The organism is Actinomadura litoris (genome assembly GCF_009733595.1).
In the GTDB taxonomy this organism is placed as follows: domain Bacteria; phylum Actinomycetota; class Actinomycetes; order Streptosporangiales; family Streptosporangiaceae; genus Spirillospora; species Spirillospora litoris.
Genome location: NZ_WOFH01000013.1, coordinates 1 through 24,816 on the forward strand (window position 1 = coordinate 1; position 24,816 = coordinate 24,816).

Annotated in this window: 23 protein-coding genes; 13 read left to right on the forward strand and 10 right to left on the reverse strand. The window is 72.1% G+C overall.

Annotation, left to right across the window (positions count from 1 at the left end; translation table 11 throughout):
- Positions 1-199 precede the first annotated feature (199 nt).
- From GNZ18_RS30955 to GNZ18_RS30965, 3 genes are all read left to right on the forward strand, one after another.
- Positions 200-610, forward strand: a complete 411-nt coding sequence (locus tag GNZ18_RS30955; RefSeq protein ID WP_156220199.1) for a DUF3151 domain-containing protein — start codon at positions 200-202, stop codon at positions 608-610.
- Positions 611-755: 145 nt separating this feature from the next.
- Positions 756-2,039 carry an adenylosuccinate synthase gene (locus GNZ18_RS30960; protein WP_156220200.1) on the forward strand — a complete coding sequence of 428 codons (1,284 nt, stop codon included), beginning with the start codon at positions 756-758 and terminating at the stop codon, positions 2,037-2,039.
- Positions 2,040-2,098: 59 nt separating this feature from the next.
- Entirely contained in the window at positions 2,099-2,944 is an 846-nt protein-coding gene (locus GNZ18_RS30965; RefSeq protein ID WP_312874854.1) for a glycerophosphodiester phosphodiesterase family protein, read from the forward strand.
- 197 nt (positions 2,945-3,141) lie between these two features.
- On the opposite strand, the gene GNZ18_RS30970 is transcribed toward GNZ18_RS30965, so the two are convergent.
- Positions 3,142-4,224, reverse strand: a complete 1,083-nt coding sequence (locus GNZ18_RS30970) for a magnesium and cobalt transport protein CorA (protein ID WP_156220201.1) — start codon at positions 4,222-4,224, stop codon at positions 3,142-3,144.
- A 384-nt stretch (positions 4,225-4,608) separates the two neighbouring features.
- On the opposite strand from GNZ18_RS30970, the gene purD reads away from it, so the two are divergent.
- The 4 genes from purD (at position 4,609) to GNZ18_RS30990 (ending at position 8,934) form a co-directional block, all read left to right on the forward strand.
- Positions 4,609-5,871 (forward strand): phosphoribosylamine--glycine ligase, encoded by a 1,263-nt coding sequence (gene purD, locus GNZ18_RS30975; RefSeq protein WP_312874855.1) that lies wholly within the window; start codon positions 4,609-4,611, stop codon positions 5,869-5,871.
- A gap of 45 nt (positions 5,872-5,916) precedes the next feature.
- Positions 5,917-7,227 (forward strand): adenylosuccinate lyase, encoded by a 1,311-nt coding sequence (gene purB / locus GNZ18_RS30980; RefSeq protein WP_312874856.1) that lies wholly within the window; start codon positions 5,917-5,919, stop codon positions 7,225-7,227.
- Between the two features lie 70 nt (positions 7,228-7,297).
- Positions 7,298-8,080, forward strand: coding sequence for an MOSC domain-containing protein (locus GNZ18_RS30985; protein WP_156220203.1), 783 nt, complete (start codon positions 7,298-7,300; stop codon positions 8,078-8,080).
- Positions 8,077-8,934, forward strand: a complete 858-nt coding sequence (locus GNZ18_RS30990; protein WP_173390938.1) for a phosphoribosylaminoimidazolesuccinocarboxamide synthase — start codon at positions 8,077-8,079, stop codon at positions 8,932-8,934. The genes GNZ18_RS30985 and GNZ18_RS30990 overlap by 4 nt, the downstream gene beginning before the upstream one ends.
- Positions 8,935-8,947: 13 nt before the next feature.
- Here GNZ18_RS30990 and GNZ18_RS30995 read toward each other — a convergent pair whose 3' ends face one another.
- Entirely contained in the window at positions 8,948-9,991 is a 1,044-nt protein-coding gene (locus tag GNZ18_RS30995) for a suppressor of fused domain protein (protein WP_156220204.1), read from the reverse strand.
- A 274-nt stretch (positions 9,992-10,265) separates the two neighbouring features.
- Between GNZ18_RS30995 and murA the strand changes: the two genes are divergently transcribed.
- Together murA and GNZ18_RS31005 are read left to right on the forward strand one after the other, a co-directional pair.
- On the forward strand, positions 10,266-11,552 hold the full coding sequence (murA, locus tag GNZ18_RS31000; RefSeq protein ID WP_156220411.1) for a UDP-N-acetylglucosamine 1-carboxyvinyltransferase: 1,287 nt from the start codon (positions 10,266-10,268) through the stop codon (positions 11,550-11,552).
- 914 nt (positions 11,553-12,466) lie between these two features.
- Complete coding sequence (locus GNZ18_RS31005) at positions 12,467-13,798, forward strand: transcriptional regulator (RefSeq protein WP_156220205.1); 1,332 nt, start codon at positions 12,467-12,469, stop codon at positions 13,796-13,798.
- A 57-nt stretch (positions 13,799-13,855) separates the two neighbouring features.
- On the opposite strand, the gene hisC is transcribed toward GNZ18_RS31005, so the two are convergent.
- The 4 genes from hisC to GNZ18_RS31025 form a co-directional block, all read right to left on the reverse strand.
- A complete protein-coding gene (gene hisC / locus GNZ18_RS31010; protein ID WP_156220206.1) occupies positions 13,856-14,956 on the reverse strand; it encodes a histidinol-phosphate transaminase in 1,101 nt (366 codons plus the stop codon).
- A gap of 103 nt (positions 14,957-15,059) precedes the next feature.
- A complete protein-coding gene (locus tag GNZ18_RS31015) occupies positions 15,060-15,341 on the reverse strand; it encodes a DUF6401 family natural product biosynthesis protein (protein ID WP_156220207.1) in 282 nt (93 codons plus the stop codon).
- A gap of 50 nt (positions 15,342-15,391) precedes the next feature.
- Positions 15,392-16,081: an NUDIX hydrolase gene (locus GNZ18_RS31020; protein WP_156220208.1), complete on the reverse strand. Its 690-nt coding sequence runs from the start codon at positions 16,079-16,081 to the stop codon at positions 15,392-15,394.
- 92 nt (positions 16,082-16,173) lie between these two features.
- On the reverse strand, positions 16,174-17,517 hold the full coding sequence (locus tag GNZ18_RS31025; protein ID WP_156220209.1) for an SPFH domain-containing protein: 1,344 nt from the start codon (positions 17,515-17,517) through the stop codon (positions 16,174-16,176).
- A 238-nt stretch (positions 17,518-17,755) separates the two neighbouring features.
- Here GNZ18_RS31025 and GNZ18_RS31030 point away from each other — a divergent pair, with 238 nt between their 5' ends.
- Positions 17,756-18,508 (forward strand): DUF4386 domain-containing protein, encoded by a 753-nt coding sequence (locus GNZ18_RS31030; RefSeq protein ID WP_216651497.1) that lies wholly within the window; start codon positions 17,756-17,758, stop codon positions 18,506-18,508.
- A 7-nt stretch (positions 18,509-18,515) separates the two neighbouring features.
- Here GNZ18_RS31030 and GNZ18_RS31035 read toward each other — a convergent pair whose 3' ends face one another.
- The 3 genes from GNZ18_RS31035 to GNZ18_RS31045 all read right to left on the reverse strand — a co-directional run bounded on the left by GNZ18_RS31035 (position 18,516) and on the right by GNZ18_RS31045 (position 20,411).
- On the reverse strand, positions 18,516-18,716 hold the full coding sequence (locus tag GNZ18_RS31035) for an NfeD C-terminal domain-containing protein (RefSeq protein WP_156220211.1): 201 nt from the start codon (positions 18,714-18,716) through the stop codon (positions 18,516-18,518).
- A gap of 227 nt (positions 18,717-18,943) precedes the next feature.
- On the reverse strand, positions 18,944-19,666 hold the full coding sequence (locus GNZ18_RS31040; protein WP_156220212.1) for a hypothetical protein: 723 nt from the start codon (positions 19,664-19,666) through the stop codon (positions 18,944-18,946).
- Between the two features lie 70 nt (positions 19,667-19,736).
- A complete protein-coding gene (locus GNZ18_RS31045) occupies positions 19,737-20,411 on the reverse strand; it encodes a lysophospholipid acyltransferase family protein (protein WP_214615906.1) in 675 nt (224 codons plus the stop codon).
- Between the two features lie 424 nt (positions 20,412-20,835).
- Between GNZ18_RS31045 and GNZ18_RS31050 the strand changes: the two genes are divergently transcribed.
- From GNZ18_RS31050 to GNZ18_RS31060, 3 genes are all read left to right on the forward strand, one after another.
- Positions 20,836-21,207 carry an STAS domain-containing protein gene (locus tag GNZ18_RS31050; protein ID WP_156220213.1) on the forward strand — a complete coding sequence of 124 codons (372 nt, stop codon included), beginning with the start codon at positions 20,836-20,838 and terminating at the stop codon, positions 21,205-21,207.
- A gap of 187 nt (positions 21,208-21,394) precedes the next feature.
- Positions 21,395-23,041, forward strand: coding sequence for an SAM-dependent methyltransferase (locus tag GNZ18_RS31055; protein ID WP_173390940.1), 1,647 nt, complete (start codon positions 21,395-21,397; stop codon positions 23,039-23,041).
- A gap of 74 nt (positions 23,042-23,115) precedes the next feature.
- Positions 23,116-23,955: an SAM-dependent methyltransferase gene (locus GNZ18_RS31060; RefSeq protein ID WP_242882490.1), complete on the forward strand. Its 840-nt coding sequence runs from the start codon at positions 23,116-23,118 to the stop codon at positions 23,953-23,955.
- A 41-nt stretch (positions 23,956-23,996) separates the two neighbouring features.
- Here GNZ18_RS31060 and GNZ18_RS31065 read toward each other — a convergent pair whose 3' ends face one another.
- On the reverse strand, positions 23,997-24,806 hold the full coding sequence (locus GNZ18_RS31065; protein WP_156220215.1) for a glutamate ABC transporter substrate-binding protein: 810 nt from the start codon (positions 24,804-24,806) through the stop codon (positions 23,997-23,999).
- Positions 24,807-24,816: the final 10 nt, after the last annotated feature.

A 24,816-nucleotide genomic window follows, 5' to 3' on the forward strand; every position in this document is an offset into this window, starting at 1 on the left:
CAACGGCTCGATCCGCGCCCAGGCGGCATCGGTGAGCTCATGACGACGCACCATGTCCACCATCACAACCCAGGACACAGATCAGCCTCAGCCAAACACCCAGATCCACCGGACAGGACCTAGGGCTCGCGGCTCCGCGGCCGCGGCAGTCGGCGCCCCGGGGTGGGCGTGGCGAGGCGCGCCGACCTACGATGACCCGATGACCCACAACCTGCTCGGCGGCGTGCCTCCGACCGAACTGCCGGACAACGCCGAGGCCCGGGAGGCCCTGGCGAACGACGTCGACCCGTTCGAGGTGGCCGCGCGCCACCCGGACTACCCGGGGGCCTGGGCCGAACTGGCCGACCGCGCCTTCGCCAGGGGCGGTGTGATCGACTCCTACGCCTTCGCGCGCACCGGCTACCACCGGGGCCTCGACCAGCTCCGCCGCGCCGGCTGGCGCGGGCAGGGGCCCGTCCCGTGGGAGCACGAGCCCAACCGGGGCTTCCTGCGCGCCCTGCACGCCCTCGGCCGCGCCGCCGCCGCGATCGGCGAGGACGACGAGGCCGAGCGCTGCCGCACGTTCCTGAGCGACAGCAGCCCCACGGCGGCCGACGTCCTCGGCGGCTGATCAGCACCGCTGATCGTTTTCGCGGGGCCCACCCCCGGACGGCGTGCGTTTTCCTCTAGGTCCAGGTACGGGTACGCTTTGATCGCAAGAGGCCCCTTCGCTCTTGCGGCGACCGGGGCCTTCGTCGTGGGAAGGGAACAGCGGCATGCCGGCCATCGTTCTTGTCGGAGCCCAATGGGGAGATGAGGGCAAGGGCAAGGCCACCGACTTGCTGGGCGGGGACGTCGACTACGTCGTCCGCTACCAGGGTGGCAACAACGCCGGCCACACGGTGGTCATCGGCGACAAGAGCTACGCGCTGCACCTGCTGCCGTCCGGGGTGCTCTCCCCCGACGTGGTCCCCGTGATCGGCAACGGCGTCGTGATCGACCCGGCCGTGCTGCTCCAGGAGATCGACGGGCTGCGGGACCGCGGGATCACCTGCGAACGGCTGCTGATCTCGGGGAACGCGCACCTGATCATGCCCCACCACCGGGCCCTGGACAAGGTCACCGAGCGCTACCTCGGCAAGGCCAGGATCGGCACGACCGGGCGCGGCATCGGCCCCGCCTACGCCGACAAGATCAACCGGATGGGCATCCGCGTCCAGGACCTGTTCGACCCGAACATCCTGAACCAGAAGCTCGACCTGTCGCTGCGCGAGAAGAACCAGGTCCTGACGAAGGTCTACAACCGGCGCCGGATCGAGACGGGCCCGATCGTCCAGGAGTACCTGGCCTACGGGGAGCGGCTGCGGCCGTTCGTCGCCGACACCTCGCTCGTGCTGAACAAGGCCCTGGAGGACGACAAGGTCGTCCTGCTGGAGGGCGCCCAGGGCACCCTGCTCGACCTCGACCACGGCACCTACCCGTTCGTCACCTCCTCCAGCCCGACGGCGGGCGGGGCGTGCGCGGGCTCGGGCATCGGCCCCACCCGGATCAGCCGCGTGATCGGGATCCTGAAGGCCTACACGACCCGCGTCGGCTCCGGCCCCTTCCCCACCGAGCTGCTGGACGAGCAGGGCGAGTTCCTGCGCACGACCGGCGGCGAGTACGGCGTCACCACCGGCCGCGACCGCCGCTGCGGCTGGTTCGACGCGGTGATCGCCCGCTACGCCACCCGGGTCAACGGGATCACCGACTACTTCCTCACCAAGCTGGACGTCCTGTCCGGCCTGGAGCGCGTCCCGGTCTGCGTCGCCTACGAGATCGACGGCGAGCGGGTCGAGGAGATGCCGACCACGCAGACCGACTTCCACCACGCCAAGCCCGTCCTGGAGCACCTGGACGGGTGGAAGGAGGACATCACGGCCGCGAAGACGTTCGACGACCTGCCGAAGAACGCGCAGGCCTACGTCCGGACGCTGGAGGAGATGTCGGGCGCCCAGATCTCCGCGATCGGCGTCGGGCCCGGCCGCGAGCAGACGCTGTCGCTGCGTCCCCTCATCTGACTGGCGCCTTTACCCCATGTCCACCAGGGCCCGAGGCGCCGGCGCTAGCGTGCGGTGACGTGACGCGAACCGTCGAGGTCCACGGCCACCGGGGGGCGCGGGGGCTTCGTCCGGAGAACACCCTCCCCGGCTTCGCCCACGCGCTCGCGCTGGGCGTGGACGCCGTCGAGCTCGACGTCGGCCTCACCTCGGACGGCGCGGTCGTCCTCGTCCACGACCAGGTCCTCTCGCCGGTGACCCTGTCCGACACGAGGCCGGCGCGTCCCGGTGACCCGGCGTTCCCCTATGTCGGCAAGGCGGTCGGGGACCTCACGCTGGAGCAGCTCAAGACCGTGGACGCGGGCGTCCGGCGACGCGACGACGCGTTCACGGCGACGCAGCTCCCGCTGCCGGGCACCCCGGTCCCGACGCTCGCCGAGACGTGCGCGCTGCTGGCGCCGTCCGAGGTGCGGCTGTCGGTGGAGCTGAAGACCGACCCCACCTGGCCCGGCGAAGACATCGCCCTGTTCGTGTCGGCCGTCGCGTCCGTGTTGGAGGGGGCGGGGGTGACCCGTAGGAGCCGTCTGCTGGCCTTCGACTGGCGCGTCCTCGCGGAGGCCCACCGCCACCCGGCGCTCGGCCGCGTGGCACTGGTCGAGCGCAAGACGCTCGTCCCGGGCACCGCGTGGCTCGCCGGACTCGCGCCGGACGACCCGGTCGCCGCCGCCACGGCGATCGGCGCGACCGCACTGTCGCCCGAACACACGCTGATCACCCCGGCCCTGGTCGATGACGCCCACGCCGCCGCGCTCCCCGTCATCGCGTGGACGGTCAACGAGCCCGAGGACATGTCGCGCCTGACCAAATACGGCGTGGACGCGCTCGTCACCGACTACCCGGACCTGGCGTTGGCCGTCCGCGCCTAGAGAGCCGCCTCAGCCACCGCGCGGGCGCGTAGCTGAGCGGTGGGGCGAAGCCGGAGGCGAGCCCCACCGGGAAGATCGCGAAGCGATGCCGCGCCCGCCAAGGCACGGTCACCGCCCGAGCCGCCAGGCGAGGGCGGTGGGCCGGGACTTCATGAACACAGCCGCCAGGCGAGTGCCTTGGGCCGGGACTTGAATAGTCACAGCCAGCCGTTGCGGCGGAAGCCTCGGTAGAGGGAGAGACAGGCCAGGCCGATGACGGCGAGGATCAGCGGGTAGCCGTAGCGCCACTGCGTCTCGGGCATGAAGTCGAAGTTCATCCCGTAGACCCCGGCGATGGCCGTCGGGACCATGAAGATCGCGCCCCAGGCGGAGATCTTGCGCATGTCCTGGTTGTCGGCGACGGTCACCTGTGTCATGTGGGCCTGGAGTATGGGGTTCAGCAGCTCGTCGTAGGACTCGACCTGCTCGCGGACGCGGGTGAGGTGGTCCTCGACGTCCCGGAGGTACTCCTTGATCTCGGCGGGCACGAAGCGGCGGCCCGACAGGTTGCGCAGCGGGCCGGCGAGCGGGCCGACGGCGCGCTTGAGCTGGATGACCTCGCGCTTGAGGCGGTAGATGCGGCGGGACTCGTCGGTGCGCTCGGGGGAGAAGACGGCCTCCTCGACCTCGTCGATGTCCTCCTGGACGGCGTCGGCGACGCAGACGTAGCCGTCCACCACGCGGTCGGCGACGGCGTGCAGGACGGCCGCCGGGCCCTTGCCGAGGCGGGCCGGGTCGCGCTCCAACTGCTCGCGGACGGGCCCGAGGGCCCCGTGCGCGCCGTGCCGGACGGTGACGACGAAGTCCGGCCCGCAGAAGATCATGATCTCGCCGGTCTCGACGACCTCCGCGCCGCCCGGCCCGCTCGCGACGTAGCCGACGGTCTTCATCACGACGAAGTGCACGTCGTCATAGCGCTCCAGCTTGGGCCGCTGGTGGGCGTGGATCGCGTCCTCGACGGCGAGCGGGTGCAGGCCGAAGACCTCGGCCAGCTCGGCCAGCTCGGTCGCGGACGGCTCGTGGAGCCCGACCCAGACGAAGCCCGCGGAGTCGCCGTCGGCGGTGAGGCGGCCGTCGCGGATGAGGCGCACCGCGTCCTCGACGGTCGCCGTGGAGGCGCGGTGCCCGTCGATGTAGGCGGCCCAGTCGATGACGGCGGAGTCGCGGGGGCGGATCGGCGCGGCGGTGGGGCGCCCGCGCGTCTTGAACAAGCCGCTGGGGCGGACTCTGGTCATGGCCATGAGGTGCTCCTAACCCTCCGGCCACACGCGTAACGCGCGCGCTCGACCCGGGCTGGATCAGCTCAGGGAACGCACGCGGGCGACGGCCGGACGCCAGATGGAGGCGGACGGATGGACAGTCCTGCTCGGACTGTGAGGGTTTTCCGGCGAACCGCAAGGATCACCAGGACTCATCCCGACCACCTCCTTCCGCACCTTCGACAGCGGGCGTCAAGCCCGTCGCAGCTTACCAGCCGATATTTAGGACGCCGGGCGCAATGCGAAGGTTCACCCGTGACCCGTGTGACGGCCGCCTCACCGTCACGCGCCCGCCCCGCGCCCGGACGCGGGGCGGCGCGGGGCGCGGGACGCGGGCGGGGGGCGGGACCACTAAGCTCGCGTGACGTGCGAGTACTCGTCCTTGGATCGGGTGGCCGCGAGCACGCGCTCGCCCGCGCCCTGCACCGCGACCCAGCCGTCAGCGCCCTCCACTGCGCCCCGGGCAACCCGGGCACGGCGGCGATCGCGGACAACCACCAGCTCGACCCCACCGACCCCGTCGCCGTGACCGAGCTGGCCGGGCGGCTCAGCATCGAACTCGTCGTCGTCGGCCCCGAGGTGGTGCTGATGGCGGGGGTCGGCGACGCGCTGCGCGCGGCCGGCATCCCCTGCTTCGGGCCCGACCGCGCCGCCGCCCGCATCGAGGGGTCCAAGGCGTTCGCGAAGGAGGTCATGGCGGCGGCGGGCGTCCCGACCGCCGACGCGCGCGTCTGCGAGACGACCGCGCAGGTCGAGGCGGCGCTGGACGCGTTCGGCCCGCCCTACGTGGTGAAGGACGACGGGCTCGCCGCCGGCAAGGGCGTGGTGGTCACCGACGACCGGGCGGCCGCCGCCGCGCACGCCGCGTCCTGCGACCGCGTGGTCGTCGAGGAGTTCCTGGACGGCCCGGAGGTGTCGCTGTTCGCGCTGTGCGACGGGGTGCACGCCGTCCCGCTGCTGCCCGCGCAGGACTTCAAGCGCGCCTACAACGGGAACGAGGGCCCCAATACGGGTGGGATGGGCGCCTACACACCGCTCCCCTGGGCGCCCGACGGCCTCGTGGAGGAGATCATGGCGACGGTCGTCCAGCCGACCGTCGACGAGCTGCGCGGCCGCGAGACGCCCTACGTCGGCGTCCTGTACGCGGGTCTGGCGCTGACGTCCCGGGGCCTGCGCGTGATCGAGTTCAACGCCCGGTTCGGCGACCCGGAGGTGCAGGTCGTCCTGGACAGGCTGGCCACGCCGCTCGCGACGCTCCTCCAGGCGTGCGCGATCGGCGGGCTCGACCCGGCGCTGCGTCCCGAGTGGCGGCCGGGCGCGGCCGTCACGGTCGTGGTGGCCGCCGAGGGCTACCCGTCCGCGCCGGTCAAGGGCGACGAGATCACGGGGCTGGCCGAGGCGAACGTGGTCGAGGGCGCCTACGTGCTGCACGCGGGCACCGGCCGCGACGCCGAGGGGCGGCTCGTCGCCTCCGGCGGCCGCGTCCTCGACGTGGTCGGCTCCGGGCCGGACCTGGCCACCGCCCGCGCGGCGGCCTACGACGCCGTCGCCGAGATCTCGCTGCGCGGCTCCCACCACCGCACCGACATCGCGCTGGAGGCCGCCGAGCCGGCCGGCCGGGCCGGCTGAGACCCGGGCGCTCGGGCACGGCGGGCGACCTGGGACAATCGTCGGGTGATCGAGAGGTACACGCTTCCGGAGATGGGCCGCGTCTGGAGTGACGCGCACAAATACGAGCTGTGGTGCCAGGTGGAGGTCCTCGTCGTCGAGGCCCACGCCGAGGCGGGCACCATCCCGCCGGAGGTGGTCGAGCCGGTCCGCAAGGCGCCGCCGCCGACGCCGGAGGCGGTGCACGCGATCGAGGCGGTCACCCAGCACGACGTGATCGCCTTCCTGTCGGCGTGGGCCGACAACACCGAGCCGCGCGAGGCGGCCCGGTACGTCCACTTCGGCATGACCTCCTCGGACCTGCTCGACACCGCGCTCGCGCTCCAACTCGTCGAGGCCACCGACATCCTGCTCGCCAAGGCCGACACGCTCGTCGCGACCCTGCGCGACCACGCGCTCGCGCACCGGGCGACGCTGCGGGTGGGGCGCACGCACGGCATCCACGGCGAGCCCGACGTGTGGGGCCACCGCGTCGCCGACTTCGCGTTCGCCATGGCCCGCTCCCGCGACCGCCTGCGCCGCGCCCGCGAGGCCGTCGGCGTGATGGCCATCTCCGGCGCCGTCGGCACCTACTCCAACATCGACCCGGCCGTCGAGCTGCACGTCGCGCGCAAGCTCGGGCTGAAGAGCGCGGACGTCTCGACGCAGGTCGTGATCCGCGACGGGATCAGCGAGTGGGTCTCGGCCCTGGCGATCATGGCGACGGTGTGCGAGGCGGTCGCGCTGGAGGTGCGGCACGGCCAGCGGACCGAGGTCCGCGAGCTGTGGGAGCCGTTCGGCAAGGGCCAGAAGGGCTCGTCGGCGATGCCGCACAAGAAGAACCCGATCATCTCCGAGCGGCTCGCGGGGATGGCGCGGATCGTCCGCGCGCAGGTCGTCCCGGTGCTGGAGGGCATCCCGCTCTGGCACGAGCGCGACATCTCGCACTCCTCGACGGAGCGGATCGCGCTCCCGGACGCCTCGATCGCGCTCGACTACATGCTGAACCTCACGAACCGGCTCATGTCCGGCCTGGTCGTGGACGAGGCGCGGATGCGGGCCAACCTCGACTCGACCGGCGGCCTGATCTACACCTCGACCGTCCTGCTGGAGCTGGTCGAGGCGGGCATGTCGCGCGACGACGAGGCGTACCCGCTCGTCCAGAAGGCCGCGATGGAGACCTGGGAGACCGGCGTCCCCTTCCGCGACACGCTGCGCACGCACGCCGCCGCGGCGGGCCTCACGCTGGACGAGGCGCGCCTGGACGCCGTCTGCCGCCCCGAGCGCTTCGTCGAGCGCCTGTCCCCCGTCTTCGACCGCCTCTCCGCCCTCGCCTGACCCCGCCCGGCGGGATGATCGGGACGGGCGGGGACGTTCGACACGGATGCAACGACCACTGGAGGGGACCTTGCCGGCGACGCTGACCGAACTGAACGTGTATCCGCTCAAGAGCGGCCGCGGCACATCACTGGAGCGTGCCGAGCTGACGGACCGCGGGGTGCGGTACGACCGCGAGTTCATGCTCGTCACGCCCGACGGCCGCTTCATGTCGCAGCGGACCACCGCGTCGATGGCGTTGATGCGGCCGGCCTACAACGGCGAGGTCCTGTCGGTGGACGCGCCGGGCATGGAGACGCTCGTCCACAAGGCGGCGGACGACGGCGACGTCCTGGACGTGACCGTGCACCGGTACGAGTGCCAGGGCGTCGACCAGGGGGACGAGGCCGCCGCCTGGTTCTCCTCGTTTCTGGGGCGCGACTGCCGGCTGGTGCGCTTCACCGGCAGTCGCGCCACGGGGCGGGGCGGCGGCGTGCTGATGTTCGCCGACGCCTACCCGCTGCTGCTCATCTCCGCCGAGTCGCTCGCCGAGCTGAACGGGCGGCTGGACGAGCCGCTCCCGATGAACCGGTTCCGGCCGAGCATGGTCGTGGAGGGGCTCGGCGCGTTCGGCGAGGACGAGGTCCGGCTGCTGCGCGTCGGCGAGACGGTGGTCGAGCTGGTGAAGGCGCGCGGGCGCTGCGTCGTCACCACCACCGACCAGGACACCGCCGAGCGCGGCCGGGAGCCGCTGCGGACCCTCGCGTCCTACCGCACCCGGGACCAGGAGATCGTGTTCGGGCAGGACGCGATCCCCCGCACGGTCGGCGCGCTCGCGGTCGGCGACCCGGTCGAGATCCTGGAGTACAAGTGAAGCACCTGCACAGCGGCAAGGTCCGGGACCTGTACGAGCTGCCAGGCGGCGAGCTGCTCATGGTCGCCCGCGACACCATCTCGGCGTTCGACCACGTCCTGGACACCCCGGTCCCGGACAAGGGCCGCATCCTGACCCAGCTGTCGCTGTGGTGGTTCGAGCAGCTCGCGGACCTGCTGCCCAACCACGTCATCTCGACGGACCTGCCGGACGGCGCGCCCGCCGAATGGGCCGGCCGGTCGGTCGTCGCGCGCCGCCTCGACATGGTCAAGGTCGAGTGCGTCGCGCGCGGCCACCTCACCGGCTCGGGCCTCAAGGACTACCAGGCGACGGGGACGGTCTGCGGCGTGCCGCTGCCGCCCGGCCTCGTGGACGGCTCCGCGCTGCCCGAGCCGATCTTCACCCCGACCACCAAGGCGCCGGTCGGCGAGCACGACGAGCCGATGACGTTCGAGCAGGTCGAGCAGGCCGTCGGCGCGGGCGTCGCGGCCCGCGTCCGCGAGCTGACGCTCGCGGTCTTCCGGCGCGGCGCCGAACTCGGCCGCGAGCGCGGCATCATCGTCGCCGACACCAAGATCGAGCTGGGCTGGGCGCCGGACGGCGAACTCGTGCTCGCCGACGAGGTCCTGACGCCCGACTCGTCCCGCTTCTGGCCGCTGGACGGGTGGGAGCCCGGCCACGCGCAGCCGTCCTTCGACAAGCAGTTCGTCCGCGACTGGCTGCTGTCGCCCGCGTCGGGCTGGGACCGTGCCTCCGGCGCGGCGCCGCCGCCGCTGCCGCCCGAGATCATCGAGCGCACCCGCGCCAAGTACGTGGAGGCCTACGAACGGCTGACCGGCCGCGCCTTCGCCTGAGCGGCGCGGGCGGCTAGCCGACCACCTCGCCGGTCTCGTTGCCGTAGCGGTCGCGCATGGCGGTGGGGACGATCTCGACGGTGAGGCCGGGCAGGGACGCCACCGCCATGCTCCCGGCGGTGGGGCGCAGCGTCGCGGTGAGGTCGTCGAGGGCGGACGGCGGGACGTGCACCTCCAGCACGCCCTCGCCCGGCTGCTCCACGGCGAACGCGTCGGCCGGGCGGAACGCGAGCACGGTGTCCTCGGTCTGGAGGAGCAGTTCGCGGCCGAAGGGCAGGCGTCCGCGCAGCGACTCGGCGACCGCCGTCGCCTGGAGCGCGCCGAGGCGGAGCGTGGTGGCTCCGGCGTCGCGCTCCCAATGCGCGGTGGTCACGTACAGGAGGCCGCTGTTGGAGCCGTCCCGCGCGATCCCCTCCCGGACGGCTCGCGCCAGCTCCGGTGCGGCGAGCAGCGAGCGGCGGTCGACGTCGGTGACGAACAGCGGCAGGTGGGGCGCGAGCGCGTCCATGAAGGCCCCGGCATTCCACTGCCGGACCGCCTCGTACTCCTCGGTCGCGAGCCCGACGACCTGCAAGAACTTGACGCTGCCGTGCGGGGTGGCGATCTCGCCCAGCTCCGGGTCGAGGACGAAGCCGACGGCGCGGATGTCGGAGTCCTCGCGCTCGGCGGCGATCGGCCCGTTGACGCTCATGTGGTGGCCCGGCTCGAACCAGTTGCCCGAGTTGAACACGTATCGGCCGAGGTTCTGGAGCAGGTTCGCCGCCCAGACCGGCGGCGTCTCCTCGGCCGGGTCGCGGACGAGGCGGAAGGTGAACTCGAACCCCCAGCCCGACTCGTCGGGGTCCTCGGACTCCTTCTCGTACAGCTCCGACATCCCGTAGGACACGAAGTGCCAGTGCGGCACCGGCTCGGCGCGCGGGTAGACGCTGATGCCGTCGAGCGGGTCCGGACCGCCGAGCGACCACTTGTGCACGGTGCCCAGATGGTAGGGCGCGGTGTCCCCGTAGAGGGGGCGCAGGGCGGCGTCGATGGCGTCCCAGCCGGGGGATTCGTCCATGAAGATCACCCTAGTGGCGGGGCGGGCGCGGCGGGTCCGGGCGGTGAATTTGCCCCGGAGGCCGAACCTTTGCGAACCCCCGGGTATCTCACCGAACAGAGCGGCGCCGGGGTGGCGCGGACCGGACGCCCCATCTCCGCCTCGGTGGTTTACTGGGGTCCCGTTGGGCAGGGGGGACACGTTCGGCGCGCCCGGCCCTCGTGATCCGCCAGCAGACCCACGTGATCCGGTAGCACCGTTGACGGCACCCAAAAGGAGTTAGGCGGACATGAGCATGGGCCACGAGGTTCGGTACCGCGTGCGCGGCGGCCGGAAGTTGCAGGGCACGGTCTTCATCCAGGGCGCCAAGAACGCCGTCCTGCCGATGATCGGCGCCTCGCTGATGGCCTCCACGGGCCGCACCGTGCTGCGCAACGTCCCGATCATCGAGGACGTGCGGCGCGCGGTGGAGCTCGCGCGGGCGATCGGCGCGAAGGCCGAGCTGCACGAGACCGAGCGGACGCTGGTCATCGACGCGTCCTCGCTCAGCAGCCCGGTGCTGCCCGCCGACATCGCCTCCCGGTTCCGCGGCTCGTTCCTGTTCGTCCCGGCGCTGCTGCACCGGCTCGGCGAGGCCGTCATCGAGGGCGTCGGCGGGTGCAACCTCGGCAGCCGCAACCTGGACTTCCACTACAACGGCTTCAAACGGATGGGCGCCACCGTCACCGAGCAGGTGGCCGACAACGGCGACGGGATCATCCACATCAAGGCCGGCGACCTGCGCGGCGGCACGCTGTACTGCGACACCCCCTCGCACACCGGCACCGAGAACCTGATCATGGCGGCGGCGCTCGCCCGCGGCACCACGCTGATCAAGAACGCGGCGCTGGAGCCGGAGGTGCTCGACAACATCGCGATCCTCCAGGCCATGGGCGCCAAGATCAGCGGCGGCGGCACCGGGTTCATCACCGTCGAGGGCGTGGACGAGTTGACCGCCGTCGAGCACAGCGTCATGCCCGACCGGATCGACGCCGGCGTCTTCGTGATGGCCGCCGCGATCACCGGCGGCGACCTGAGCCTCGTCGGCGCGAGCCTGGAGCACCTCGGCGTCGCCGCCGACAAGCTGGAGCAGATGGGCGTCGAGTTCCACCAGCGGGGCGCCGTCCTCCAGGTCCACCGCGACCGGACGCTCCGTCCGATCAACGTCATCACCGACGAGTACCCGGGCTTCGCCACCGACCTCCAGTCGCCGATCATGGCGCTGTCGTGCCTGGCCGAGGGCCCGTCCTACATCTACGAGCGGATCTTCGACGGGCGCTTCAAGCTGGCCCACGAGCTCGGCAAGATGGGCGCCGACATCGAGGTGGACGGCAACCGCGCCAAGGTCAACGGCCCGCGCGGCCTGCGCGGCGCCGAGGTCGAGGCCCACGACCTGCGCTGCGGCAGCGCGCTGGTGCTCGCCGGGCTCGCCGCCGAGGGCGAGACCACGATCACCTCCGCGTACTACCTCGACCGCGGCCACGCCCACACGGCCGAACGGCTGTCCTCGCTCGGCGCCGACATCGTCCGCGAAGCCGAGTAGTCCTCCCACCCCCGAGCCACCACCCCCGAGCCACCCCGAGCCCGCGGGGCCGCCTCCGGCGCCCCGCGGGCTCGCGCGTTCTTATTCAGTGTCATTTGTATTTCGTATGACAACTGACCTTTCTCGCATCATGACCGAACCTCGTTCGCGTGTCAGACGCGTGCACGGACGGTCACGGACGACCGAGCGGTCACTCGGGCTCCGGGGGCGGCCGCAAGTGGCCGGGCGCGGGGGCCCGACCTGACCAACTCCAAAGTGGGTCCTTACCGGGGTTGTAACCCCCGGCGGCGGTCCGCCCCCAAATCTGTCGACATGGCGTCACCGGCCAACTACACCTGGCTATGGAGTGACGGTTCCATGTCCGCCACGCCGACGCGTTGACCTGGGATGTAAGCTCTGGAACGCTCCCGATGGACCTGACCGTAACGCGGTAAAAAATCACCGCCCCGGAGAGTCACGGCCGCGCGAACGGATCACTCGTATTTCCGGCCGGTCCGACACCGGGTCGGTGGATTTCGGCCTGCGCGTAAACCGATCGGACCGCACAAGGGTCCCTTCAGTGCGCAACAGCGTCAGGAGGGCCCTCTAGCGGCGATTTCGGGTCTTGTTTTTCAACTTCGGACGACCGAAGATGCAGGATCAAGGCTGGCCGAATGGTGACAAATTACTGACTAGGGGGTCGCGTAGGTTACTTTTTCGCCGCACTCTTGATTCGATTTCGCGTCTGGGCGTCACACATCGTCGCCCTGACCCGATCTGCCCACTGAGGAACGAATCGCACGGGAACTGCGGTGCTGGGTCAGAAGGCAGGGGCGACGAGCCATGAGTCAACCGTTGGGCGAAACGTGCGCGAACGCGTGGCTGGGGCCACCGGGTCTCCGCCGAGAGGATGGACCGGAAGCGAGAGATCATCGATGACGGCCGCACGAACGGGGTCGGTGACACCCGATCTCACGATCGGCGTCGTAGGCCCGCATGACCTCGTCGAGAGGGTCATGTTGATGGGCCACGGCCCCACACCGGTACCAAGCCGGCTGGTGGCCGCCGCTTACAGGGACGAACAGGAGGCGGCCGACAAGGTCGTGCGGCTCGGATCGGGTGTGGACGTGTGTCTGTTCGCCAGCCCGGTGCCGTACGACTTCGCCCGCAAGGCGGGGGTTCTCACGATGCCCGCCACCTACGTCCCGTTGAACGGCGCCGCCCTGCAAGGCGCGTTGCTACGCGCATCACTGGACGAACGCTTCGACCCGTCGCGGGTGAGCATCGACGTGCTCGGACGCGCCGAGGTCGAGGAGGCCTACGCCGAGATCAGCCTCGGCACCGAGCAGGTGCACCTGCGTGAGGAGGCCGCCGGGCCCGGCACGCTCGCCGCCTTCCACGAGCGGCTGTGGCGGCGCGGCGCGACCACGGTCGCGATGACCTGCGTGCACGCGACGGCGGAACGGATGGAGATGGCGGGCGTGCCCACCATCCGCGTCCGGCCGACCGGCGCGGCGATCCGCAGCTCCCTCCAGACGGCGGCGCTGCTCGGCGCCCACCACCGGCTGGAGGAGTCGCAGCTCGTCGTCGTGCTCGTGGACGTCCCGACGCTGCGCGAGACGCCCCGCCGCGTGACCCCCCGTTACTGGCGGGACGAACTGAAGCTGGCGCTGCACCGCGTCCTGCTCCAGGAGGCGCACCGCATGAACGCCTCGGTGTGGCCGCTGGACGACCACAGCTACCTGGTCATCGCCACGCGCGGATCGGTCACCGCCTCCACCGAGGGCTTCCGGACGCCGCCGTTCGTCGAGCGGGTCCGGGAGGAGCTCGGCCTCGCGATCGAGGTCGGCATCGGCATGGGGCGCACCGCGCACGAGGCGGAGAACCACGCGCGCGCCGCGCTCGCCCGCTCGCAGAGCTCCCAGCGGGCGCAGGGCTTCGCGCTCGACCGCGACGGCCGGGCGCTGGTCCCGGCGCCCCGCACCCCGCCGCGCAGCCAGCCGCAGGCGAAGCCGAAGGGTCTGGAGATCCTCGCGCGCCTCGCCGACAAGCTCGGCGACCAGGACCAACCCCTCATCGTGGACGCGGAGAACGCGGGCAAGATGCTCGGCGTCACCCCCCGCACCGCGCGGCGCCTGCTGCGCACCCTCGTCGAGGAAGGGCTCGCCTGGCCGCTCCCGCCGAACCGGACGCCGCAGCCCGGCCGTCCGCGCCAGCTCTACCGCCTGATCGTCGAGAAGCTCGGCCCGAAGGCCACCACCGGCTGACGGCGGCGGTCACGCCGCCCCCGGACACCGCGGTCCGGGGGCGGGGAGGCGGCGAGGTCAGTTCCGGTGGGGAAAGGCCCTGGCCACGGCCAGGAACGCGTCATTCTCCTCCGGCGAGCCGATCGAGACGCGGGCGCCCTCGCCCGCGAACGGGCGCACGCTCACGCCCTCCGCGTCGCACGCCTCCGAGAACTCCATGGTCCGCTCGCCGAGCCGCAGCCACACGAAGTTGGCCTCGGTCGGCGGGACCGTCCAGCCGTCCTCGACGAGGGCGCCGCGGACCCGGTCGCGCTCCTTCACCGTGCCCTCGACCCGCGCGAGCAGCTCGTCGGTCGCGGCCAGCGAGGCGATCCCGGCGGCCTGCGCGACGGAGTTGACGCTGAACGGCAGGAACGTCTTGCGGATCGACCCGGCCACCAGCGGGTGCCCGACCAGGTAGCCGATCCGCAGCCCGGCCAGGCCGTAGGCCTTGGAGAACGTGCGCAGGATCGCGAGGTTCGGGCGGTCGCCGATCAGCGTCAGCCCGTCCGGGACCTCCTCGTCGCGGACGTACTCGCGGTACGCCTCGTCCAGGACGACCAGGCAGTCCTCGGGGACGCGGTCGAGGAACGCCTCGATCTCGGCGCGGCCGACGACCGTGCCCGTCGGGTTGTTCGGGTTGCAGACGAAGACCAGCCGGGTGCGGTCGGTGATCGCGTCCGCCATCGCGGCGAGGTCGTGGGTCTCCTCGCGCAGCGGCACCTGGACGGGCGTCCCGCCCGACAGCGCCACCAGCAGCGGGTACGCCTCGAACGACCGCCACGCGTAGACGATCTCGGCGCCCGGCTCCGCGACGGCCTCAAGCAGCATCTGGGACACCCCGACCGAGCCGCAGCCGACCGCGACATGATCGGCCGGGACGCCGGCGTGGGCCGCGATCGCCTCGGTCAGCGCCGTCGCGTTGTTGTCGGGGTACCGGTTGATGTTCGCCGCCGCTTCGGCGATCGCGTCCAGCACCGAGGGCAGCGGGCCCTGCGGCGACTCGTTGGAGGACAGCTTGAACGAGCGGCCCTCGGGCGACACGACGACCTTGCCGGGCTTGTAGGCCACGAACCGGTCGAGGACGGAGCGGAAGCGCGGAGTGGTGACTTCGGACACCGTTGTCCTCCAGGTGAACATGGGTGGTCGGCACCCAGCCTACGTATCGCCGCGCTTTGGACATAGTGGACGGTCACCCGAACCGGCGCGTGATCGGAACCGCGGCGTCACCGGAAGCGCGGCGTCACCGGTCCGACCGCAGCAGCCAGCAGACCGCGACGATCCGGACGAACTCCCAGTCGCGGGTGTCGCGCGGCCACCAGCCCCGGTTGAACGCCTCCTCGGCGAAGTCGCGGAGGTAGCCCATCAGCTCGTCGTCGCCGGCGGCACCGAGCTCGTCGCGGAGGGTGGCGACGTGCTGGTCCACCGCCGCGGCCAGGCCGGGCGAACCGGCCATCTCCGCGACGCCGGCGTCCCCGATGTCCCGGACGAGCAGTCCCAACACTTCGGACGAGTCACCGTTCATAGGGTGAGAACCTAGCAACGGCCGCACCGTGCTCGAAACGTCCCCCCAGGTCAAAGGGCCCTTCGCTCGGGCGGGGGGCGGAGCATCGGCGGCCGGAGCTGCTCGGCGGCGCCGCGCCCGTACAGGCGCGCCGGGCGTCCGCCGTCGCGGGTCGTCGTCCGGTCGGTCGGCACCAGGAACCCGTCGGCGCCGGTGACCTTCCGGTGGAAGTTCCGGGGGTCCAGGACGGTGCCCCAGACGATCTCGTACACGCGCCGCAGCTCCGCGACCGTGAACTCCGGCGGGCAGAACGCCGCCGCGAGCGAGGTGTACTCCAGCTTGGCCCGCGCCCGCTCCACCCCGTCGCACAGGATCCGCCGGTGGTCGAAGGCCGCCCGGTCGCGGGTGGTCAGCTCGTCGACCGACGTCCACAGCACCTGCGCGCGGCTGGAGGCGGGCAGGTCGGGCGCCAGCCCCAGATAGGCCACGCTGACGACCCGCTGCCTCGGGTCGCGGTCGGGGTATCCGTAGGTGGCGAGCTGCTCCAGGTGGATGCGGACGTCGGCCAGCCCCGCCCGCTCGGCCATCAGCCGCGACGCCGCGACCGGGAGGTCCTCGTCCAGCTGGATGAAGCCGCCGGGCAGCGACCACGTCCCGTCGTAGGGCGCCCGGTCGCGCCGCCACATCAGGGCGCAGAGGCGCTGCTCCCGCACGGTGAGGACGACAAGGTCGACGGTGACGGCGAGCCGCGGGACGGACATGGGGGAAGTCTATGGCGACCCTTGTGCGCCTCGGCTCCCAATGGCTCAGGCCCCGCCGGGGCGGCGGGGCCTGAGTGGACGGTCGACGGAGGTCAGTTCTCCTTGGGGACCTCGACGGGCACGGTGGGGATCTGGGCGTTCGCCGGGGCGGCGCCGTTCTGGCCGGTGGGGCCGCTCATGCCGGCGAGGAGCTGGCGCGCGACGCCGAGGCCGGTGCCGCCCAGCGTGAGGGCCTTGGCGAGCATGTCCTCGATGCCCTCGGCGCCGTTGAGCACGACCATGTTGTCGACGTTGCCGAAGACCTTGGCCCCCGCCTCGACGATCTGGGGCCACTGCTCGGCGAGCTGCTGCGCGATAACCGCGTCGGTGTTGCGGGCGAGCGCGTCGGCGCGGGCCTTGATCGCCTCGGCCTCCGCGAGGCCCTTCTGGCGGGTGGCGTCGGCCTGCGCCTCACCGAGGATGCGGGTGGCCTCGGCCTCGCGCTGCGCCTTGAGCTGGATCTCGGTGGCGGCGGCCTGGGCCTGGGCGATGCGCTGCTCGCGGTCGGCCTCGGCCAGCTTGACCTGCTCGTAGGCGCGGGCGTCGGCGGGCTTGCGGACCTCGCTCTCCAGCCGCTTCTCGGTGCGCTCGGCCTCCAGCTCGGCGTTGCGGGTCTCCTTGAGGATGACCTCCTGGCGCGCCTGCTGCGCGGCCTGGTTGACCTGCCCCTCATACTCCGCCTTCTTGATCTCGGTGTCGCGGATCACCGCGGCGTTCTCGCGCAGGGCCTCCTGCTCGCGCTGGGTGGCCTCCTGGTCGCGCTCGGCCTCGGCGATGCGGGCGGCGGAGGCGATGCGGGCGGCGTGCGGGCGGCCGAGGTTGGTGATGTAGTCGGTCTCGTCGTCGATCTCCTGGATCTGGAGCGAGTCGACGACGAGGCCGAGCTTGCTCATCTCGTCGGCGGCGGAGCTGCGCGTCTCGCTGGTGAGCCGCTCGCGGTTGAGGATGAGGTCCTCGACGGTGAGGTTGCCGATGATCGAGCGGAGGTGGCCGGTGAACAGCTCGTGGATCGCGGCGTCCATCGACCCCTGCTGCTCAAGGAAGCGCCGCGCGGCGTTGGCGATCGACACGAAGTCGTCGCCGACCTTGTAGATGGCGACGCCGCGCACCTTCACCGGGATGCCCTGCTGGGTGACGCACTTGACCTCAAGGTTGGCGGCGCGGCTGTCGAGCCGCAGCCGGCGGGCGACCTGGAAGCCGGGCAGCACCGAGGTGCCCTTGCCCGTGACGATCTTGAACCCGAGGCTGTCCAGGCCGTCGATCGGCTTGGACTTGGCGCCCAGCCCGGAGATGATCAGCGCCTCGTTGGGCTCGGCGACCCGCCAGACCATCTTGAACAACACGATCAGCACGATGATGGCGACGACCACGGCTACCGCCGCGACGATCACGGGCATTCGGCTTCCTCCCCTCGGGCGACGGGCCTCTTCGAACGAGTCCGTACGCGTTTCCTCCTAGACGCGGAAAATGATCGAACGGTTCGCGTCCAGGGGAAACTTCGTAAATTTACCCATCCGCCCCCTCTCCCCGGACGGCTGAAACCGGCCAGCGGCAGGTGGAGACAGCGACCGGCCGCCGTGGCTCTCTGATGCACGCGGCAAGGGCCGGGGGGCTGATCCACGCCTGGGGAGTCACGTGAACACGATCGGATCTCCGACTCCGGACGCCCCGGCGGCCGCCGTCCAGCGGACCGCCAGGATCGCCGGCGTCTGGTTCGTCCTCACCTTCGCCTTCTCGATCCCGGCGGTGGTGCTGTACGACCCGGTCCTCAACGACGCGGACTACATCCTGGGATCGGGCGCGGACACGCAGGTGCGGCTGGGCGCCCTCCTGGAGATCCTCACCGCCGTGTCGAACATCGCCACCGCGGTCGTGCTGTTCCCCGTCCTGAAGCGGCAGAGCGAGAGCATCGCGCTCGGCTACTTCGGCGCGCGCATCCTCGACTCGACCTTCATCGTCGCGGGGGTCGCCTGCGTGCTCGCCGTCGTCGCCCTGCGGCACGACCTGGCGGGCGAGGGCGGCGCCGACGCCGTGCTGGTGGGCCGGGCGCTGACGGCGGTCAAGGACCAGACGTTCCTGCTCGGCCCCGCCTTCTGCGCGGGCTTCGGCAACGGGCTGCTGCTGGGCTACCTGATGTACCGGTCGGGCCTGGTGCCGCGCCCGATGGCGCTCATCGGGCTCATCGGGGGCCCCATCGCCTTCGCCACGGCGACCGCCGTGCTGTTCGGCGCCTACGAGCAGACGTCCCCGCTGAACGTCCTGTTCACGGTGCCAGAGATCATCTGGGAGGCGTCGCTGGGCATCTGGCTCCTCACCAAGGGTTTCCGCCCCGCTCCGATCATCGCGGGAACGGCCGCGGAGGCCCCGCGGGAGCCGGATACGGCCTGACCGCCGTCTAGGCGAGCGCCTGCGCCACGTAGACGGTCCTCGGCGGGTGGTACTCGACCACGACGACGATCGTGCCGACGCCGAACTCCTCGCGCGGATCGACGGGATGCGCGTAGAACGCCTCGACGCCCCCGCGAATCGGGATCATGACCTCCCCGACCAGGCCGGCCCCGATCCTCCCGGTGACCCGCCCCTCCCGCCCGATCATGTGCCCCCTCGCGTTGTCCTCGGCGTCAGGCGCGGAGCGCCTTCCCTCGGCGGGCACCGCGGCGCTCGCCGGCACCGCTTCGAACCCGCCCGGCGGTTCGCCCCGCGAACAGGTTCTCGCAAGCCCGAACCTGCCTTCGGAAGCGGTCGCGCGGCGGGTGTCCGCCGGTTCAGATTACTGGCTCAGGTTGTCGATCACAGCCCCGGCGCCGGGACCGGGGGGCCTTGCTAGCCGAGGATCCGGCGGGCCTGGGTCAGGGACTCCCTGGCCAGGCGTTCGGCCTCCTGGCGGGTGGCGCGGGGGCCGAACACGCTGACCGTCCCCAGGTAGCGCTGGTCCTTGAACACCACGTACCAGGTGTAGGCGCGGTCGCGGCCGGTCACGGTGGTCACCCCGACCGCCCGCGAGCCGCCGCCGATGTCGCCGCGCACGGTCTCGGTCACCCGGTGCTCCGACCACTGCCGGCCCATCCTGGTGTGGAAGGTCAGGCAGCCCGGGGGGACGCGCGCGTTCACCTGCTTCTCGGCGTCGGCGTCCGGGACGCCCATCAGCGTCTCGGTGACCAGTTGGCCGTTGGGGGCGGTGAAGGCGGCCAGCGCGGCGGGGGTGTCGGCCTCGACGTTGCCGACCGGGCCTCCCACGGCGCCCGTCCCGCCGTTCTGGCAGCGCGGCTTGTCGACCGTGAGCTGCTTGCGGAGCTGTTCGAGGTCCTGGAACGCCTTGATCGTTCCGTACTCCCCGGAGTCGGGCTCGCCGTTGCGGCGGTAGCCGGGGGTCTCGACCAGCAGCGCCTGTTCGAGCTGCGCGGCGGTGTACCCGCCGGTGAGGACGGCCTTTCCGGCGCGGACGGGTTGCGCGCGCTCCTCCCCGCCGCCTCCGCAGGCGGACACCGCCGCCAGCGTCGCGACCAGGGTGACCGGGAGCATGAACGGGAGGAGCCTGTGGGCCATGCGGGCGACACTACGGCCCGAATCGCGCGAGATCCTCCGGCGACACGCCCTGGCGCCCGTTCCGGTGGGCTCAGCCCTTCTGGTCGGCCCGCTCGTTGTAGACCCCGGCGTACTCCTGGCCCGACATCTTCTGGATCGTCTCGACGATCTCGTCGGCGATGGCGCGGCGGGCCTTGGCGGGCGGCAGGTCGTCGTAGTGGGAGAAGTCCATCGGGGGGCCGATGCGGACGGTCGGCCGGGGCCCGAACACGCGCGGCAGCGAGGCGCCGAGCGGCTGGATCTTCTCGGTGCCCTCCAGCGCGACCGGCAGGACGCGGGCGCCGGAGGTGAGGACCAGCCAGCCGACACCGGTGCGGGCGCGGTAGAGGCGCCCGTCCGGGGAGCGGGTGCCCTCGGGGTAGATCGCGAACGCGCCGCTGTTGTCGAGGATCTCGGCGGCCTGCTCCAGGGCGCCCATCGCGGCGCGCCGGGCGCCGCGCCGGACCGGGACGTGCCCGAGGTTGGTGAGGAACCAGCGGACGAAGCCCTTCTTCAGCCCGCCGCCCTCGAAGTAGTCGGCCTTGGCGATGTAGGTCACCGGACGCGGGACCGCCAGCGGGATGATGAAGCTGTCGATGAACGACAGGTGGTTGCTGGCCACGATGAGCGGGCCGTAGCTCGGCACGTTCTCGCCGCCCTCCACCCGGGGGCGGAAAAGCAGCCAGAGGATCGGACGCACCACGCGCGTCATGAACGTGTAGAACACCAAGCCTCCCGAATTCGGCACCGCCACTGTAACCTCTGCGCCGATCCGGGCCCGGGTCACCGCCTGCTTTTCCCGCGGGGGTGCCGGTCAACAATGGGCCTGCCGCAGGTCACGTGCGCACCGGCAAGCCTATACTGGGCGGGTCCGTACCGGGGAACGCGGGTCGGCGCCATTGGCCGGGGGCTTCGGGCGGCCACCATTCTTACCGATAAGTAAGTTTCCCTACAGTAGGTTATTGCGCCGTTTCCGCGGCCGCCCGGCGGCGGGACGCGGCGTCCCGCCACCGGGGCGGGGGCCCGGGGCCGGGCCAGGCGACCTGGTCCTTTGCCTGCACGTTCTTCAAATGCGGGCACGGGTGCGCGATCCTGAGGAGGCACCTGGGACGGGCTCTGGGCCCTCCCAAGTCGGGGCATGAGGTGTCCAAATGGACTTCGACATCCATCTGATGCGCGACGAGCGCTGCACCCTCGCCCGGGTGCGGGGCGACATCGACGTGGTGTCCCGTCCGCGCTTCGAGCAGGCGTTGTTCGAGGTCGTGGACGTGGGCGACCCCCTCGTCGTCGACATGCGGCAGGTCACGTTCTGCGACTCCACCGGGCTGAACGCCATCGTGGCCGCCAACCGGCGCGCCCTCGAACGCGGCACACGGGTCGCACTCGTCGCACTGCCCCCGCGCGTCCAGCGGGTCTTCCAGATCACCGGGGTGGACAAGTTCATCCCGATCCACGAGACGCTCGGCGAGGCGCTCGGGTCGCTGACCGCCGCACCGGAGGACCACCGCACCGGCAGCACCTGACCTCCGCCTTCCGTCCGGCAATTGGCCGTCGCGAAAGGCCGGTTCCGCCATCCCGCGATACGGAAAACGCGCGGCCAAGCTGGCAAATCATGTAATAAGTGGAAACGGCGGCTTTTCCCACGGCAAAATGTCAGGCAAATCGACAGCTTGTCATGCGAGCATCGACTGGCCTGGAGGGAGACGCCCCGTGAGATTCTCTGTCCTGGGTGAGCTGACGGTCACCGACGCCGAAGGGCGGCCACTCGGCTTCGGCGAGGGGCGGGTGCGCAAGCGCGGCGTCAGACACCTGCTGAGCGTGCTCGCGTTACGCGACTGGGCGCTGTCGGCCGAGCAGCTCCGCTCGCTGCTGTGGGACGACGACCCGCCGGAGAGCACGTCCGCCCCGCGAACGCTCGTGTACCGGGCGCGGCGGCTGCTCCCGCGCGGCGAGGAGAGCCTCGCCACCGAGGTCGACCACGCGGGCGTGCAGCGGTACCGGCTCGTCCGCGGCCCCGGGGACGAGTTCGACGTGGAGGAGTTCGGGAACGCCGCGACGCTCGCCGACAAGGAGCGGCGCCGGGGGAACCTGGAGCGGGCCGCGAGCCTGTACGAGGAGGCGCTCGCGCTGTGGCGGAACCGTCCGGGCGAGGCGCCGCTGCCGGACTTCCCGCCGACCGCGGCGATGGACGCCTACCTCGCGCCGCTGCTGACCCGCCGCGTCCAGGTGACCGAGGCGCTGGTCGAGACGCGGCTCGACCTCGGACGGCACGGCCCGGGGCTCGCCGAGCAGATATCGGGGTTCCTCGCCTTCGACCCGCTGAACGAGCGGCTGCACGCGCTGCGCATGCTCGACCTGCACCGCACGGGACGCCGCGCCGAGGCCCTGCTCGCCTTCCGGCACGCGGCCGAGTCGTTCGAGCGCCTGCTGGAGACCTCGCCCGGCGCGCGGCTGGAGCGCATGCGGGACCGCATCCGCGCCGACGACCCCGCGCTGCTGTGGCGACCCCGGCAGCGGTCTCCGCAGTGCGAGGACGAGCGCCCTCCCGACCTCCGGGCCCGCCCGACCGCGCGGGGGGTCGTGGACGTCACGCTCGGCGGCAAGGACAACTACGCCGCCGACCGCGCGTTCATCGCCAGGATCATCAAGGAGACCGGCACCGACACCTGGAAGCTGTCGGGGGAGAAGCGCGACTGCGTCGTCCGGATGATCCGCTACATCGGCGGGCGCGGCGTCCGGCAGTTCCTCGACCTCGGCACCGGCATGCCCGACCCGGAGGGGCGCGACGTCCACCGGATCGCGCGGCAGGTCGCGCCGGACGCGCGGCTCCTGCTGGTCGACAACGACCCCAACGTCGGCGCCTACGCGAACGCGCTGATGGCCGACGGCGAGGGCATCGTGTTCCGCGAACTCGACCTGCGCGACGTCGACGCGGTGCTGCGCGAGGCCCGCTCGCACCTGGACTTCGGCGAGCCGGTCGGCCTGCTGTGCGTGAACACGCTCCAGCACCTCGGCGACACCGGCGAGGACCTCGGCACCGGCGCGCTCGTCGAGGCGCTCGGCCGCTACTCCGGGGCGCTGCCGCCGGGCAGCCTGATGGCGGTCACCCATATCAGCGACGACGGCCTCGACCCGCGCCTGCGCCCCTACCTGGACGCCCGCGACCCCGGCAGCGTCTTCTCGCTGTACCTGCGCAGCCCCGCGCAGATCGAGCGGCTGTTCTGCGGGCTGCCGCTGGTCGAGCCGGGCCTGGTCGACGTCGGCCGGTGGCGTCCCGACCAGCCGTGGACGGAACGCAAGATGCGCATCATCGGCGGCGTGGCGGAAGTGCGCGGGGGTGCGCGCGCCGCTCGATGACCGCGCGCGTGCGCGGTTCCCGGGCGCCGACGGTGTGACCGACCGTGTGACGGAGGCGGCCTATCGTCCGAGTCATGTCTGGTCTAACTCGCTCCTTCCGGGGCGCGATGAAGCCACGACCCAACGCGGGGGATCAACGGGGGCCGACATCCAGGCCGGCGCACAGCGCGCGCGTATGGGACTACTGGCTGGGCGGAAAGAACTTCTACAGCACGGACGCGGAGGTCGCCATCGAACTGACGGAGATGCTTCCGCATCTCGGCCGGGCCGCACGGGCCCAACGGGGTTTCCAAAGCAGGGCCGTCCGCCATCTGGCGGAGAGCGGCGTCGACCAGTTCCTCGACATCGGCGTGGGGCTGCCCGCCCGGTACGGCACGCACGAGGTCGCGCAGGCCGTGGTGCCCTCCGCGCGGGTCGTGTACGCCGACAAGGACCCGGTCGTCATGGCGCACGCCCGCGCGCTGATGACGGGACGCCCCGAGGGCGCCGTCGCGCACCTGCTCGCCGACCTGCGCGACCCCGACGCGATCCTCCTGGGCGCGGCGGAGACCCTGGACCTCCGGCGCCCGGTCGCGCTGCTCCTGCTCGGGGTGCTGGAGCACGTCGGCGACGGCGAGGAGGCGCAGTGGATCGTGAAGCGGCTGCTGTCGGCGCTCGCGCCCGGAAGCCATCTCGTCGTGGGACACCTGACCGGGGTGCTCAGCCCGGCCGCGATGGAGCGGGCGGTCGCGCACTGGAACACCACGACCGCGCCGGGGGTGGTCAGCCGCACACCCGAGGAGATCTCGGCGTTCTTCGGGGGGACGGAGCCGCTGACCCCGGGCATCGTGACCTGCTCGCGGTGGCGGCCGGGGGCGGGGTCGCGGGTCCCGGCCGTCCACCGCTACGGCGGCGTCGGGCTCCTCTCCCACTAGGCCCAGGCCCTCGCCCGGCGGCGGAGGCCGCGGAGGGCCTCCTAGGTGCAGCCCTCGAACTGGGGGACGCTCGTCGTCAGTTTGAGGCCCGAGTCGCCGAACCACTTGTCGAGCAGGCGTCCGGCCGTGCCGTCCTGGTACATGCGGGTGAGCGCGCGGTTGACGGCCTCGCAGCCCTCCAGGTCGCCCTTGCGCAGGCCGACGCCGTACTTCTCGTCGGTGAACGGCGCGTTGATGATCTTTCCGCCGCGGCCGGCGGCGAAGCCGGCGAGGATCAGGTCGTCGGTGGAGACGGCGTCCAGGCGTCCGGCGGCGAGGTCGTCCATGCAGGCGCCGTAGGTCGGCGCGGTGACGGGCGTGGCGGCGATCTCGCGCTCCTCGACGACGCGCCGCCACGAGTTGGACCCGGTCACCTCGCAGATCCGCTTGCCCTTCAGGTCGCGGACGTCGCGGATGGCGGCGCCCGGCCGGACGAGCGTGTCCTGGTGCGCGACGTAGTACGGCCCGGCGAACGTGACCGCCTTCTTGCGCCGGGCCGTGATCGAGTACGTCGCGAAGATCAGGTCGACGTCGCCCGCCGCCAGCGCCGCCTCCCGGACGGAGGAGTTCGTCGTCCGGAACCGGAGCCGGCTCCTCGGCACGCCGAGCCTGCCCGCGACGTAGACGGCGACATCGACGTCGAACCCCGTGTAGACGCCGTCGGGGCCCCGCCGTCCGAGCCCGGGCTGGTCGGCCTTCACGCCGATGACCAGGGACTTCCGGTCGGCGACGGAGCCAGGCCCCGAACTGCCGCACGCCGGGGCCAGGAGCAGCGTTCCGGCCGCGACGGCGGCGAGGCGGGTGGCGCGCATGGGGTCACTC